The 15,828-nt window shown below is 39.5% G+C and carries 13 protein-coding genes; all 13 read right to left on the bottom strand.

Annotated features, from left to right (window positions below):
- Window positions 1–224: 224 nt before the first annotated feature.
- On the bottom strand, window positions 225–494 hold the full coding sequence (gene rpsO, locus H624_RS0110795; RefSeq protein ID WP_026867615.1) for a 30S ribosomal protein S15: 270 nt from the start codon (window positions 492–494) through the stop codon (window positions 225–227).
- A gap of 159 nt (window positions 495–653) precedes the next feature.
- Window positions 654–1,592: a riboflavin biosynthesis protein RibF gene (gene ribF, locus H624_RS0110790; RefSeq protein WP_026867614.1), complete on the bottom strand. Its 939-nt coding sequence runs from the start codon at window positions 1,590–1,592 to the stop codon at window positions 654–656.
- Window positions 1,579–2,526 (bottom strand): tRNA pseudouridine(55) synthase TruB, encoded by a 948-nt coding sequence (gene truB / locus H624_RS0110785; RefSeq protein WP_035857280.1) that lies wholly within the window; start codon window positions 2,524–2,526, stop codon window positions 1,579–1,581. The genes ribF and truB overlap by 14 nt, the downstream gene beginning before the upstream one ends.
- Before the next feature lie 58 nt (window positions 2,527–2,584).
- Window positions 2,585–2,932 (bottom strand): 30S ribosome-binding factor RbfA, encoded by a 348-nt coding sequence (rbfA, locus tag H624_RS0110780; RefSeq protein ID WP_026867612.1) that lies wholly within the window; start codon window positions 2,930–2,932, stop codon window positions 2,585–2,587.
- 1 nt (window position 2,933) lies between these two features.
- Window positions 2,934–5,087 carry a translation initiation factor IF-2 gene (gene infB / locus H624_RS0110775; RefSeq protein ID WP_026867611.1) on the bottom strand — a complete coding sequence of 718 codons (2,154 nt, stop codon included), beginning with the start codon at window positions 5,085–5,087 and terminating at the stop codon, window positions 2,934–2,936.
- A gap of 14 nt (window positions 5,088–5,101) precedes the next feature.
- A complete protein-coding gene (locus H624_RS0110770) occupies window positions 5,102–5,398 on the bottom strand; it encodes a L7Ae/L30e/S12e/Gadd45 family ribosomal protein (RefSeq protein ID WP_026867610.1) in 297 nt (98 codons plus the stop codon).
- Window positions 5,395–5,679: an RNase P modulator RnpM gene (gene rnpM / locus H624_RS0110765; protein ID WP_035857278.1), complete on the bottom strand. Its 285-nt coding sequence runs from the start codon at window positions 5,677–5,679 to the stop codon at window positions 5,395–5,397. Before rnpM ends, H624_RS0110770 begins: the two co-directional genes overlap by 4 nt.
- Before the next feature lie 11 nt (window positions 5,680–5,690).
- Window positions 5,691–6,746 carry a transcription termination factor NusA gene (gene nusA / locus H624_RS0110760; protein ID WP_026867608.1) on the bottom strand — a complete coding sequence of 352 codons (1,056 nt, stop codon included), beginning with the start codon at window positions 6,744–6,746 and terminating at the stop codon, window positions 5,691–5,693.
- 16 nt (window positions 6,747–6,762) lie between these two features.
- Window positions 6,763–7,230, bottom strand: coding sequence for a ribosome maturation factor RimP (rimP, locus tag H624_RS0110755; RefSeq protein ID WP_026867607.1), 468 nt, complete (start codon window positions 7,228–7,230; stop codon window positions 6,763–6,765).
- 115 nt (window positions 7,231–7,345) lie between these two features.
- Entirely contained in the window at window positions 7,346–11,629 is a 4,284-nt protein-coding gene (locus tag H624_RS0110750; RefSeq protein ID WP_026867606.1) for a PolC-type DNA polymerase III, read from the bottom strand.
- A gap of 64 nt (window positions 11,630–11,693) precedes the next feature.
- The gene (locus H624_RS0110745; RefSeq protein WP_026867605.1) at window positions 11,694–13,388 is read right to left on the bottom strand and encodes a proline--tRNA ligase; all 1,695 of its coding nucleotides are present in this window, start codon (window positions 13,386–13,388) and stop codon (window positions 11,694–11,696) included.
- A gap of 12 nt (window positions 13,389–13,400) precedes the next feature.
- On the bottom strand, window positions 13,401–14,684 hold the full coding sequence (gene rseP / locus H624_RS0110740; protein WP_026867604.1) for an RIP metalloprotease RseP: 1,284 nt from the start codon (window positions 14,682–14,684) through the stop codon (window positions 13,401–13,403).
- A 5-nt stretch (window positions 14,685–14,689) separates the two neighbouring features.
- Entirely contained in the window at window positions 14,690–15,814 is a 1,125-nt protein-coding gene (locus tag H624_RS0110735) for a 1-deoxy-D-xylulose-5-phosphate reductoisomerase (protein WP_026867603.1), read from the bottom strand.
- Window positions 15,815–15,828: the final 14 nt, after the last annotated feature.

The following is a 15,828-nucleotide window of genomic DNA, read 5'->3' as shown; positions in this document are numbered from 1 at the left end:
GATCCACAGGGAGCCGATAATTTGCTAGCGGACCCCTGTCAGATCCACAGGGAGCCGATAATCTGCTAGCGGACCGCTGTCAGATCCACAGTGGCGTGATCCTCCCTTTTTACGTCACTGTCACCGCCACAGCGCCGCGATTTCCCCTTTTATCGTAACCGTCACAAAACCACAAACAAAAATCCCCTCTCAGACAGAGAGGGGATGAATATTCACAATTAAAATTAACGACGGATGCCTAATTTACCGATTAATTCACGGTATCTAGAAACGTCTTTATTACGTAGGTACGTAAGTAGGTGTTTACGACGACCTACCATTTTAAGAAGTCCACGTCTTGAGTGGTGGTCTTTCTTGTGGAAACGTAAGTGTTCGTTTAATGTGTTGATTTCTTCAGTTAATACTGCAATTTGAACCTCAGGAGATCCTGTATCTGATTCGTGTACGCGGTATTCTTCGATTAATTCATTTTTTCTTTCTTTTGAAATTGCCATGAAAATTCCTCCTAATAAAATTATATTCACCAATATCCGAGCATGCGTCGGAGTTTCAACAATGCCAAGATAAGGTACTCGTAGTATTATACAATTTTTCTACTCTAAGTTCAAGTATTCTTTCGATAAAAACCCATCCTTTTCGAAAGTCACCTTGAGTTAAATATCGCTCAGCAGTTCGCGTGCAATCTTGGCATCTGAATCGATTGCTTCTATTAACGGTTCGATACCATCAAATTTTTCTTCATCACGAACGAAATGGTGCCAATGTATTGTGACGTTTTCACCGTAGATATCTTTATTGAAATCAAAGAGATAGACTTCTGTCGTTAGACGTGCGTTGTCGTGGAAAGTGGGTTTGACACCTACACTTGCAACGCCCTTATAAACATTGTCATCGTTATCAATCGTCATCGTCACTGCATAGGAACCGTTCGCCGGCATGAAGTAACGATAGTTCGGTTCAATATTCGCAGTTGGAAAGCCGATGGTCCGGCCGCGCTTTTCTCCTTGTACGACAATGCCCTCGATATCGTAAGCGCGGCCGAGTGCTTGATTCGCTTTAGCGAGCGCTTTTGTTTCCAAATACTCACGAATTTTTGTCGTTGATACTTTTTCACCATCAAAATCAAGTTTGTCAACGACTGTCGTGTTGAACTCAGTATACTGTTTTAAATCTTCGACTGTGCCGCTACCTTTTTTACCATAAGTATAATCGAATCCAGAAATGACTTCTTTTACTTGTGTATTGATAATGTATTCCTGAATAAAGAAATCTTTATCTAGACCGGCAAAAGCACTTGAGAAGTTGATGATGAATAGGTAGTCGATATCTAGTGCTTCAAGTTTTTTAATCTTCACATCGATCGGTGTGAGATAAGTTGTACGCTGGCGTGTCGGATCTAAGACAACCGACGGATGCGGATCAAAGGTAATGACCGTTTTTTTTAGGCCTTTTTCTTCAGCAATGCCCTTCATAGTATTAATGACATCAAGGTGTCCACGGTGTAAACCATCAAAAAATCCAATCGCCGCTGCCGATAGCTCTATTGAAGATAAGTCTTGCTCATTTGGATAGTGCAATCTAAATATTTCCATAAGTCCCCCATAAGTTACTAAACATTTTAAATGGCTTAAGCTGATCCGGCTTATCTACGTGAGTTTTGTAGATGCCAATCGGCACGTTCTGATGCGTAAATAAAACCGTGTCGAGTTCAGTTAAACCTAGCACATTTAATATATCACTTTTGACCAATTTTTGCCCGTTAGTGACTTTAAATTGTAAAGCTTGGTCGTCACTAATATCAAAATGAACTTGATCATCTAAAATCTTAATAACCGGGATAACATTAACTGCCTCAGGATTTTTAATTAAATCCTGAAGTGGGGTCGCATCATCAAGGGAAAATCCACAAGAAGCCGTCCGCCTCAAATAAGACATGTGTGCAGGATAGCCAAGCGCTTTACCAATATCAAATGCAAGTGTTCTAATGTAGGTTCCTTTAGAACACTTCACATCAATATCAAAAGATAAAGTACTCGAATCCTTTCTAATGTCAGAAGTCAATTTTATGTCCTCGATGTAGATATCTTTTACAGGACGGTCAACAATTTCGCCATTTCTCGCGTAATCATAAAGTTTTCTTCCGTTGACTTTGACTGAGCTGTACATAGGTACCATTTGGCTATAACCACCAATGAATGATTGAATCGCCTCGTTGACTGTGTCAATACTGATGTTTTCACCTACCGCTTGACGTGAGGTAACATTCCCTGATGCATCTTCAGTATCTGTTGCGATTCCTAATGTAACTGTTGCACTATAGCGCTTGTCTCTCATTTGTAAGATCTCAGTGAGCTTAGTGGCATCACCCACTACGATTGGTAAGACACCAGTGACATCTGGATCGAGTGTTCCTGTGTGACCAACACGTTTTGTCTTCAGGACTTTACGCATCTTGAAGACGACATCATGAGAAGTCATACCGCTCGGTTTGTCCACCACCACAACACCATGTTTTTGGTTTGCCATAAGGTTTCCTCCATAAAAAGATAGCCGCAGCCGATCCACCGGCTGCGGCACTTTAAAATTATTCGTCTCGCTTCTTAATATCGCTTAAGAGTGACTCAATTCTCTGACCGTATTCAATTGAATTATCATACTTAAATTGAATTTCGGGTGCTTTTCTTAAACGAATGTTTGACGCTACAGTTTTTCTAAATAAGCCATTAAACTTATCAAGCGTCTCTTGGACGAATTCTTTATTATTGTTAAGGGCAGTGAAATATACTGTCGCTAATTCGTTTTCCTTAGTGACTTCGACTTCTGTGATTGTCACCATACCAATGTCAGGTTCTTTCTCTGTCACTGTTGTGCGGATTTCTTCACTGAGTACTTTTTTTATTTCTTCTGCAATTCTTTCATTTCTTTGTGACATATTATTTCCTCTCAATCTCTACCATAATGAATGGCTCTATTTGGTCGCCTTCTTTGATATCGTTGAAGTTCTTAATTGTCAGACCACATTCATATCCTGCAGTCACTTCTTTGGCATCATCTTTAAAACGTTTCAGTGTGTCGAGTTCGCCTTCAAAGATAACGATGCTATCACGAATTACTCTCACGCCGCTATCACGTGTAATCTTACCATCTGTTACATAAGCACCTGCAATGGTACCCACTTTAGATACTTTAAAGATTTCACGAACTTCGACATTACCAATAACTTGTTCTTCGTATTCAGGGTCTAGCATTCCTTTCATTGCTGACTCGATTTCTTCGATTACTTTGTAGATGATACGGTGTAGTCTCATATCGATTTGGTTCTGTTCTGCTGCACGTTTCGCGTTGACATCAGGACGAACATTGAAACCGATAATAATCGCACTTGATGCATTTGCTAAAGTGACGTCAGATTCGTTTATCGCACCAACACCTGTGTGAATGATACGTACATTGACACCTTCAACATCAATCTTCATAAGTGATGCAGCTAGTGCCTCTACAGATCCTTGAGCGTCACCTTTGATGATAACGTTTAAGTCTTTCATTTCGCCCTCTTTCATCTGTTCAAACAGATTATCTAGAGACACTTTCTGATTGACTTCACGGTCACGCATAATCTTATCCTCGTGACGCGCTTCACCGATTTGGCGCGCTTTCTTATCATCTTTAAAGACTACAAAACGATCGCCTGCTTCAGGGACATCATTGATACCTGTAATTTCAACAGGTACAGATGGACCAGCGGACTTAATACGCTGACCTGTGTCACTTACCATTGCACGGACCTTACCATAAGTTGAGCCGACAACAATAGAGTCGCCCACTTTTAAAGTACCATGTTGTACAAGTAAACTTGCTGCAGGTCCACGAGATTTGTCTAATTCTGCGTCGATTACAGTACCGACTGCTGGCATATCACTCGTTGTTCTAAGTTCCGACACTTCAGAAACAAGGTTAATCATTTCTAATAAGTCATCAATTCCATCACCAGTTAGTGCTGATAATTGAACGAAGATTGTGTCACCGCCCCAGTCCTCTGGGTATAGACCATGTTCACCAAGTTCTGTCATGACACGGTCAGGGTTAGCAGTTGGTTTATCAACTTTGTTTACTGCAACAATAATTGGTACTTCTGCTGCCTTAGCGTGGTTAATTGCTTCAATAGTTTGTGGCATTACACCATCATCTGCAGCCACTACAAGTACTGTTAAGTCCGTTACCTGTGCACCGCGCGCACGCATTGTAGTGAACGCTGCGTGTCCTGGTGTATCTAAGAAAGTAATTTTCTTATTCTCATGTTCGATTTGGTAGGCTCCGACGTGCTGAGTAATCCCACCAGCTTCACCTGCTGTTACTTTCGTATCTCTAATGGAGTCCAGTAAAGTCGTTTTACCATGGTCAACGTGCCCCATGATTGTAACTACACTTGGACGTTCTTCGTCTAAGTTTTCTTCCTCTAAATGGAAGAAGTTTGTCAGATCACTATCATCGACTTCAACTGTAAGCTCTGAAGTGTAGCCGTAGTTTTCAGCTACAATTTCAACTGAATCTTGGTCAAGTGATTGATTAATGTTTGTCACAATACCAAGCATGAAGAGGTCTTTAACAATTTTAGAAGGGTCTACATTGATTTTCTCGGCAAGCTCTCCGACTGTGATACCTTCTTCATAAGTGAAATGCTTACTATCCGCTTCCTCTTGTTTAGGCGCTTCTTTTTTGGATGATTCTTTTTTAGCGGGTTTTTGATTCTTATTGTTATCTTTAGCTTTTTGTTGTTTGCCTTTGTTATTTTGTTTCTGGTTATTTTGTTTCTGGTTATTTTGTTTCTGGTTATTTTGTTTCTGGTTATTTTGTTTCTGGTTATTTTGTTTTTGCTTTGGTTTGTTTTCTTTGTTGTTTGGCTTAGTTTCTTTAGATGTGTTTGATTCTTTGTTTTTAAATTTCTTATCAAGCATTACTAAGACATCGTCTTCGATTGAAGACATATGACTCTTAACCTCGACATTTTGTGATACTAAGAAGTCGATGACCTCTTTACTTGATAAGCCAATTTCTTTGGCATATTCATGAATTCTAGTTTTACTCATTGAACCAATCCCTTCTATGAGAGCTCTTTAATCTTTCGTGCAAAACCATGGTCGGTAATGGCAAGAACAACGCGGTTATAGGCACCCGTCGCTTTAGAGAGCTCTTCGTTTGTATACTTATCAATGATTGTGACATTGTAACTCTTACACTTATCATTCATTCTCTTACTTGTACTCTTACCCGCATCAGAAGCTAAAAACACAAGGGCAGCTTTGTTTGACTTGACCGCTTCAAGTGTTTTTTCTTCTCCATTGATTGTCTTGTTAGCGCCTGTTGCTAGACCGACATAATTTAGTATTTTATCGTTCATCGCTTCGGAATATCCTCTCTATAGATCAAACGGATAATTTCATCATAGACCGGATTTAAAGTTTCTGTATCTTTACCCAGCGCTTTTTCTAAAGCTTTTTTCTCTCTCGCTTTATTAACTTTTTCTAAATCTTTAACGACATAGCTACCTCGGCCATTTTTCTTACCTGTAGCATCAGCGAAAACTTCGCCTTCTTTCGTTTTAACGACGCGGATTAAATCATTTTTAGGATGCATTTCATTCGTTAAGATACATTTTCTCATCGGAATTTTCCGTGCCATTGTATACACCTCTAGTCGTTTTCGATGCTTTCTGCCTCAGCATCAGATTCACTTTTAATGTCAATTTTCCAGCCCGTCAGTTTCGCAGCAAGACGTGCATTTTGACCTTTCTTACCAATCGCTAATGATAGTTGGTGATCCGGAACAACAACTACAGTTGATTTGTTTTCCTCATCTACAGTCACACTGACAACTTGAGAAGGACTTAAAGCATTTTTCACAAATACTTTAGGATCTTCATCCCATAAGACGATGTCAATTTTTTCACCGTGAAGTTCATCCACAATCGCTTCTACACGCGCACCGCGTGAACCAACACAAGACCCGACAGCATCAACATCTGGGTTCTCTGCATGGACACTAATCTTCGAACGCTCACCCGCTTCACGAGCAACACTCATAACCTCTACTGTACCATCAAAGATTTCAGGAACTTCATCTTCAAATAGTCGCTTTAATAGATTCGGATGCGTTCTAGATACGAAGATTTGTGGCCCTTTAGTCGTTTGTTCCACCTTATTAACGTAAACTTTAATACGCTCATTTGGAATATAAGACTCATTTGGCATGCGCTCAGATTCAGCTAATACCGCATCTGTCTTCCCTAGTTGAATATACACAAAGCGGTGGTCGACTCTATCGATTAAGCCAGTTAAGACTTCATCTTCTTTGTCGATAAACTCATCGTATAGAATACTGCGTTCAGCATCTCTAATACGCTGCATGACTGCTTGTTTCGCTGCCTGTGCACCAACGCGATTAAAGTCCTTAGGCGTCACGTCTTCATCAAACGGGTCGCCGACTTCATATGCTGGGTTGTATTCTCTTGCAGTTAAGAGATCAATTTCTGCTGTTGGGTCCATTACTTCTTCAACAACATCTTTTCTAGAAATCACTCTATAACTTCCAGATTCCATATTTAAATCGATCGAGACATTTTTATGGTCAGCGTAATTCTTTTTATAAGCGGTAATTAAAGCAGCTTCAATCGCATCCACTAAGACTTCCATTGGGATATTCTTTTCCTTATGGATATATTCAACCGCATTGATCAATTCTTTATTCACTCAATTTTCCTCCATTCTAAATCAGTACAGCTTTTCTAATCGTTGCAATTTTTTCACGTTCTACGGTGATGGTTTTCTTACGAGTTTTCACTTTGTATTCAATAGTCACAGACTTGTCATCGTATTCTTTTAAGACACCAGTCCACTCTTTTTCACCGTCGATTTGTTGATAAGTTTTGATATAAATACCTTTTTCTAAAGTGAGTTCTAAGTCCTCATCATCTTTAATCGGACGTTCTGCACCAGGAGACGACACATCTAAATAATAGGCCCCTTGAACGATGTCCAAGTCATCAAGTTTCGCACTGATTATTTCCGAAAATGCTGCACAATCATCGAGTGTAATACCGCCTTTTTTGTCTAGGTAAACGCGCAAGAAGAAATCAGGTCCTTCCTTTACGTAGGAAACTTCAACTAGCTTTAAATCATTTTCTTTGGCAATTGGCTCGACATGGTTATATACTTCCTGTTCAGTTCGGTTCATGTCAAAATCCCCTTTCAAAAGTAAGAGAAGAACGGTATAAACCCGCTCTTCTCCTCACGACTGATTATTTAAATCAATAATATTATATCACACGTGCTTAACGACCGCAAGAACACTAGATGTCAAAGATTGACAACTGCGCTTTGTCTGGAAGGTGATCTAAACTTCCGAGCTCTGTTAAGTAGTCGATAAGTTTTTGAGATACACCTGCTTTCTTGTTCAAGTCTTCTTTAGATATAAAGCCACCATCTTCTCTTGACTCAACGATACGGTTCGCCACAGAACGCCCAAGTCCTGGAACAGATTCAAAAGGCGGAATTAGCGTATCACCCTCAATGATGAAGTCCGTCGCATGTGATTTGTCGACGTTGACTGGCTGCATTCTATAGCCACGTTGCGTCATTTCATTCACAAGCTCTAAGACGACTAATGTATCTTTCTCTTTTTTAGAGAGTTCTTGGAAATTTGCATTCATCTCTTTGACTCTATGGCGGATCGTATCTTTATCTTTTACGAACGTTAACAAATCAAAGTCTGATGCTCGGACTGTAAAGTACGATGCATAATAATAGAGTGGATGATGTACTTTAAAATAAGCAATACGTACTGAGTTTAATACGTAAGCTGCGGCATGGGCTTTCGGGAACATGTACTTGATTTTCTTACAAGAATCGATGTACCAGCTCTCAACGCCGTTTTCTCTCATGGCAAGTTCGTGTTCGGGAGTGAGTCCCTTACCTTTACGCACCTTCTCCATAATGTTGAAGGCTAGACTCGGTTCAAGTCCTTTGTACATCAAGGTCACCATGATATCGTCACGACAACCAATTACATTAGATAAGTCGCAAATCCCTTTTCTAATGAGGTCTTGGGCATTGCCTAACCAAACATCGGTACCGTGAGATAATCCTGAAATTTGTACGAGTTCTGAGAACGTTGTCGGTCTCGTGTCCTCTAACATCTGACGCACGAACCCTGTACCAAACTCTGGTATACCTAAGGTTCCGGTCTTACATAAAATCTGATCTTGGTCCACACCGAGTGAACTCGGTGATGAAAACAGCCCCATCGTTGCCTTGTCATCAGTTGGTACTGTTGTTGGATCGATACCAGATAAGTCTTGTAGCATGCGAATCATAGTCGGATCATCGTGTCCAAGTATATCCAGTTTCAATAAGTTATTATCAATAGAGTGGAAGTCAAAGTGTGTCGTCTTCCATTCTGCTTCAATATCATCTGCAGGATATTGGATCGGCGTAAAGTCATAAATATCCATGTCATCTGGAACAACAATTATCCCACCTGGATGCTGACCTGTTGTACGTTTTACACCAGAACAGCCAATGACGAGCCGGTCAATTTCAGCAGCACGCTTATGCAGACCATTATCGTTTAAATACCCTTTAACATAACCAAAGGCCGTTTTTTCTGCAACTGTACCAATCGTTCCCGCACGGTAGACATAGTCCTCACCAAACAATTCTTTCGTATAGTTGTGCGCTTTAGGTTGATAAACACCAGAGAAGTTTAAATCAATATCTGGAACTTTATCCCCTTTAAAGCCAAGGAAGGTTTCAAAAGGAATATCTTGGCCTTCTTTAATCAAGTCGACTTGGCAGTTTTCACACTGTTTGTCCGGTAAATCATAACCAGAAGAGACTGAACCATCTGTAAAGAACTCAGACTGCTTACATTTTGGACAAACGTAATGCGGTGGTAAAGGGTTAACCTCCGTAATCTCGGTCATAGTGGCAACTAAGCTCGAACCAACTGAACCCCTTGAACCTACGAGATAACCATCATCAAGTGAACGTTTTACAAGTTTATGTGATATTAAATAGATGACGGCAAAGCCGTTACCAATAATACTCTCAAGTTCTTTCTCTAAACGCTCGACAACAATTTCAGGCACATCTTCACCATAAATCGCCTTAGCATTGTTGTATGACATATCTCTAATTTCTTGTTCTGCTCCTTCAATTTTAGGTGGGAAGAGATCTTTCTTAATCACTTCAACTCTATCAATTTTACTCGCGATTTTACGTGTGTTCGTCACAACGATTTCATAGGCTGTATCTTCATCTAAAAAGTCGAACAGCTCTAACATCTCATCTGTCGTTCTAAAGTGAGCATCGGGTAGGTTCCCTCTTGATAAGGGATTACCAGGATTTGATTTGACTAAAATATCACGAGAAAGCTTATCTGACTCATCTAAGTAGTGAACATTACCTGTTGCAACGACTGGTTTGTCAAGGTCCTTACCAAGCTTAATCATGTTTTCTATTATTTCTTCTAAGACCGCTTCATCTCTGACAACTTCACGGTCTAAAAGTCTCTGATAGAGTGGTTTTGGAAAGACTTCTATATAATCATAGAAATACGCTTTTTTCTTCGCTTCTTCATAAGACTTCTGCATCATAGCAGTAAAGACCTCACCGTTATCACACGCACTACCGATAAGTAAGCCCTCACGGTGCTCTTCTAGTACTTGTCTTTTAATTCTAGGTGATTTATAGAAATTATCCGTTAATGATAGGCTGACTATTTTAAAGAGGTTCTTTAAGCCAGTATTATTTTCTACAAGAATCGACACGTGAGAAGGCATAGCACGTTTATATGAATCACTATTCGATAAGCTACGGTTAATATCCTGGTGATTCGTTACACCGTAGTCTCTTTTTAGCTGTGCCATCATCTTAATAAAGATATAAGCTGTCGCTTCGGCGTCGTAAATGGCTCTATGGTGCTGAGTTAAATCTACGTTATAGTGCTTAGCTAAGATATTTAATCCATGCTTTTTCATCTTCGTATTAATTGTACGTGACAACTCTAAGGTATCAATGACACCATTTGTAGATTCACCAAAACCTTGTTTTTCATAAGCTTCATCTATAAAGCCCATATCAAAGCTCGCATTGTGAGCAACAAAAATTGCATCTCCGACCCATTCTTTGAAGTCAGTAATGACTTCACTAATATCAGGGGCTCCGACAAGCATATCATCTGTGATACCTGTTAATTCTTTGATCAGTTCAGTTAATTTTTCACCTGGATTTGCAAAACGTTCAAACTTATCTACAACTTCCCCGTTTCTTACCTTAACTCCAGCAAGTTCGATAATTTGATCATATTTAGATGATAGTCCTGTTGTCTCGACGTCAAAGACCACAAAATCATGTGTGTCTAGATTATAATTCTGAGGTCTATAGGCAATTGGTGCACCGTCATCGACGAGCATGCCCTCCATGCCAAAAATCATCTTAAAGTCCTCATCACCTGCAGTTGCATTAAAGGCTTCTGGAAAGGCTTGAACATTGTTATGGTCTGTAATCGCTAGAGCATCGTGTCCGAAAGATTTCGCGCGTTTGATGTATTCACTGATACTCGTCATACCATCCATTTGACTCATGGCAGAATGAAGGTGTAATTCTACGCGTTTTTCATCTCCATAATCTTTTTTCGGTTTCTTATTGACTGCGGTAAGATTTCTAATATTTAAGACCATATCACGTGTAAATTCATCGTATTCAACACGGCCTTCAATAATCACCCAATCTCCAAATTCTAAAGCACCGAATACATCCTCATCGTTTTTACCATGGCGAGAGAACATCTTAGCCATAATAGAATCCGTATAGTCCGTTAGCTTTAATTGTAAAATTTGACGGCCACTTTTTAGCTCACGGATTTCCTTATCAAAAATATGACCTTCTATTTTGACACTGTTTTCCTCATCAAAAATGTTTTCTAATGGCCGTACTCCGTCAAATGTCTGCGGTTTACCGATTTGTTTTTGAACATCTTTTTTAGTGTCTTCTGCTTCACTCTCTTGTTCACGTCTATTAATGAATTCAGATATCAGCGCTTCTCTTTCATCATTGATTCTATTTTCTAGCGCTTCTGTACGAGTGTTTTGAAGTTCATCATCGACGGTCACTTTTACACCTTGTAGATGAATACCAAAATATTTATAGGCCGTCGTTAAGTTGCCGTTGATATGTTTGTTAAAGTGCGCTTCTTCAATACTATTCTTAACCGCAATAAAAAGGGTTTCATCTTGTAGTTTTTTTGCAGTTCCCTTTAACTGATGCTTTATATTGTCGTTTATATTTAAACTATCTACTGCAATATCAAAATAATCTAAGACAGTCTGTTCATCAAAATCTGCCGATGACATAATCAATTCTGTTGTCGCGATATCTTTAAAAGCTGCTTTAATATTTTGATTCATGAGCTGATAGAGTGTGCTCGGAATGATTCTAGACGTTTTCAAATGAAACTGCCACTTACGAGACTGATCATCGACAACAACTTTTGTCAGTGATGCATCTTCTAAATAGTTATTCTGTTGGATATTCGCCCGCTGAAGCAAAATACTTAATTTATCTTGTCCTTCCACTTACATAACACTCCCGGTTAAAAATTCTATATACACGCCTTAGAAAAACGCGTAAATCAAAGATTTACGCGTAGTTATTGTCAGTAAGGTATGATGTTAAGTCAGCGATTTGCACTTCAGTAGATTCTTCGTCTCGTCGACCTTTTACTTCAACAACGCCATCTTTAGCGCCGCGGCCAACGACAATTCTTACTGGTAAGCCAATCAATTCAGAATCGGCAAATTTAACACCTGCACGCTCGTTACGATCATCGTAAAGTACTCTATAGTTTTTCGATAAAATGTCATAGAGCTCCGCTGCTGTGTCTACGATAGTCTGATCTTTTGTATTAGCTGTAATGATATGGATATCAAATGGTGTAATAGACTTCGGCCAGAAGATACCTTTATCGTCATGATGACTTTCTACGACAGCTGATAATACACGTGAAATACCGATGCCATAACAACCCATCAAGACTGGTGTTGAACGTCCATTCTGATCAAGGACGTTAAAGTTCATCGACTCTGAATATTTAGTGCCGAGTTTAAAGACCTGTCCAACTTCAATACCGCGCATGAATTTTGCTGGACCTGAACCATCTTCAACCATTTCCCCTTCATTAATAAAGCGGAAATCTCCTGTGCCGTCTGGAGTAAAATCACGGCCATGGTTAACGTTTAATAGATGGTAACCCGTTTCATTTGCGCCAACTGGATAGTTCTTCATCACTTCAACTTGATAATCGATGTAAACTGGAATTGTTGCATTAACTGGGCCAAGGGACCCTGGTGAAGCGTTTAATTCATGTCGAATTTCTTCATCAGTAGCCATCTCAACGATAACTGAATTAAAGAAGGCTTTCACTTTAACATCGTTGAGTTCCTGGTCCCCTCTAATGACTATCATTTTAAGACCATCATCGACCTTAACCACCATTGTCTTGGTTGTAAGTGTTAAGTCAGTCTCTAAAAGTTCTGCTAACGCTTTAACAGTTGCAATATTTGGTGTTTCTAGTTTTTCTACATCTTTTAATTCTGCTTCACTCACCGTTGTTGGTTTTGGTGATACTGCCTTTTCAATATTTGCAGCATAATCGCTCTCATCTGTATAGACAATCGTATCTTCACCAATATCGGCTAAGGCCATAAATTCGTGAGTATGACTACCTCCAATAGAACCACCATCCGCTTCAACCGCTCTATAGTTTAAATCTAAACGGTCAAAAATGCGTGAATATGCATTGTACATATCATTGTATGTTTGGTCTAATGATGCTTCATCAATATGGAATGAATAAGCATCTTTCATTATAAATTCACGTCCACGTAGGAGTCCGAATCTTGGTCTTAGCTCGTCACGGAATTTTGTCTGAATCTGAAAGAGTGTCAGTGGTAATTTCTTATAACTCTTTAACTCATCACGTACAAGATCTGTAATGACCTCTTCATGAGTCGGTCCGAGTGCAAATCCTCTACCATGACGGTCTTCTAAACGCATGAGTTCTTTACCATAAGCATCCCATCTGCCTGACTCTTCCCAGAGTTCTTGTGGATGCAGTACAGGTAAGTGGACTTCAGCACCACCAATTGCCATCATTTCCTCGCGGACGATGTCTTGGATGTTGTTTAATACTAATTGGGTAATCGGCAAGTAGGCATAAATACCTCGTGCGAGTTGTTTAATCATGCCGGATTTTAGCATCAGGCGATGACTTAAACTCTCAGCTTCTGTTGGTGTTTCCCGCATAGTTGGGATGAACATTTGTGATTGCCTCATTTAAATCCACTCCTATAAGAAAAATGTTTTAATATCATTCCAGGTGACCAGCACCATGATGATTAAGACGAATAGTACGCCGATAAGTTGTATGTTCAATTCTACCTTACGGTTTAATGGACGTCTGAAGATTCCTTCATATAAAACGAATAAAATACGTCCACCGTCTAAAGCAGGAATTGGTAATAAGTTCATTATACCTAAATTCACACTTAAGAGTGCGGTAAATCTCATTAAAACAAGTATGCCTTGTGCGGCAACTGTCTCTGTAACCTTATATATTCCAACTGGACCATTCAACATATCAAAGCTGAATGTACCCGCAAAAATAGTACCAATCATTCTTACAACAAGTTCGAAGATCAAACTCATACTTGAGACAGTTTCTTGAATCCCCCACCATATCGGAGCGATAATACCATTTTCAAAGTAGGCACCAACGCCGATAATCAGTCTTTCATTTACTGTTCCGTCAGGTAATTCTGTTGATTCAATCACAGGTTCAAGGTTTTCAGTTCTCTGTTGTCCATCTGAATCGATCAATAGTTCTTGAGATTCACCTTGGCCTTGTTGAATTAGGCTAGTCATATGAGACCAGCTTTCCACTTTTTGACCATCAATTTCTAAGATGCGGTCTCCCGATTCAAGATTAATCTCTTCAGCGGGTGTGTCTTCAACTACTTGACCAACAATCGGTTCATCACTTGCCTTACCTTGTATATAAAACAGAATTGTAAATAAGACAAAGGCAAGTAAGAAATTGAAAAGTGGTCCAGCAAATAAAGTGAGGAAACGTTGCCAGACTGACTTCGATTCAAATCGACCGGAAAGTGGTGCGATACGTTCAAGTTCTGCATCCTCAACAAAGTATGTCTCTTCGCTAAAGTAATAAGTCACTTCTTGATTGTCTGTTAGCCTGTAAGCACGAATGTACATTTCTTCTGAAATGTCGCTATCGATCACCTCAAGCTCTTCTGCAAATTGGAAATTGTGTTTATCATCTAGGAGAACATGTGTAATTTCATCTCTGTTATTTAACTTAACTTGTACTCTCATGCCTGCATTTAATGGATTGATTTCCATATCTTTTGAAGCCATTCTTACATAGCCACCAATCGGTAATAGACGAATGGTGTACTGTGTATCATTATATTTATAAGAGAAAATCTTCGGACCCATACCGATTGCGAATTCTGGACACATTATACCCGCTCTTTTTGCAAAGAACATATGACCAAATTCGTGGACGGTAACGAGGAGCCCAAAGACTACTATAAATGCTAAAATTCCTGCCACTTATGTCACCTCATATTAGATTTATACTGAGCGTCAAGGCTTAAGATTGTCTCAAGATCTGGGTTTTGAATATTGTCATGCATCATCATGCGACGTTCAACAATTTCTTCAATTTCTAAAAAGCTAATCTGACCTTGTAAAAATTGACCAACAGCAAATTCATTCGCTGCATTCATAACAGTCGCTAGCGTCCCACCAGCCTCGAGTGCATCGTATGCGAATTTTAACATTTTAAAGCGGTGAAAATCCATTGGTTTGAAGTTCAATTGATGTAGTTCCGATAGTTTTAATGGATTGTTCTTATGTAGACGCTCTGGATGCGTGAAGGCATATTGAATCGCTGTACGCATATCTGAATTACCAAGTTGCGCAATCATACTATTATCAATAAACTCTACCATTGAATGAATGATGCTCTCCTTATGAAGTACCGTTTGGATTTTTTCTGTCGGTAAATCAAAGAGGTGCTTGGCTTCGATGACTTCAAAACCTTTGTTCATCATCGTCGCTGAATCAATGGTAATCTTTTGTCCCATAGACCAGTTTGGATGATTTAGGGCATCTTTTAAGGTGACATGCGTTAGTTCTTCACGTGTTAAATCTCTAAAAGATCCACCACTCGCAGTGATAATTAACTGTTCAACTTCTTTAATGTTCTCACCCTTTAGGCATTGAAAGAGTGCAGAATGCTCAGAATCAACGGGGATAATCGATACATTATTTTCCTTAGCACGACGCATTACAATATCGCCGGCTGCAACGAGTGTTTCCTTGTTAGCAAGCGCAATGGTTGTCTTATTGTCGATGGCTTTTAAGGTCGGCTTTAAGCCGATACTTCCCATGATAGCGGTAAGTAGTATATCACATGAGGATGACGCAACATCCAAAAGACCTTGTTCTCCATAGGTAAATTCAATATGTGGATAATCTGATGTTAAATCTTTTACTACACTTTCGTCTTGTACAGATACCAAGTGTGGCGTGAAATCAGTTAAAATTTCTCTTAAACGATTTATATTACGCCCGATAGATATGGCCCCGAGTCTAAAGTGTTCCGGATTATTTTTTATGACATCAAGCGCTTGAGTACCAATAGACCCTGTCGCACCTAATATAGAAATTGTCTTAATCATTTTATTCACCT

The organism is Jeotgalicoccus marinus DSM 19772 (assembly GCF_000425825.1).
Lineage (GTDB): Bacteria > Bacillota > Bacilli > Staphylococcales > Salinicoccaceae > Jeotgalicoccus > Jeotgalicoccus marinus.
This window is presented reverse-complemented; position numbering and strand designations above follow the sequence as displayed.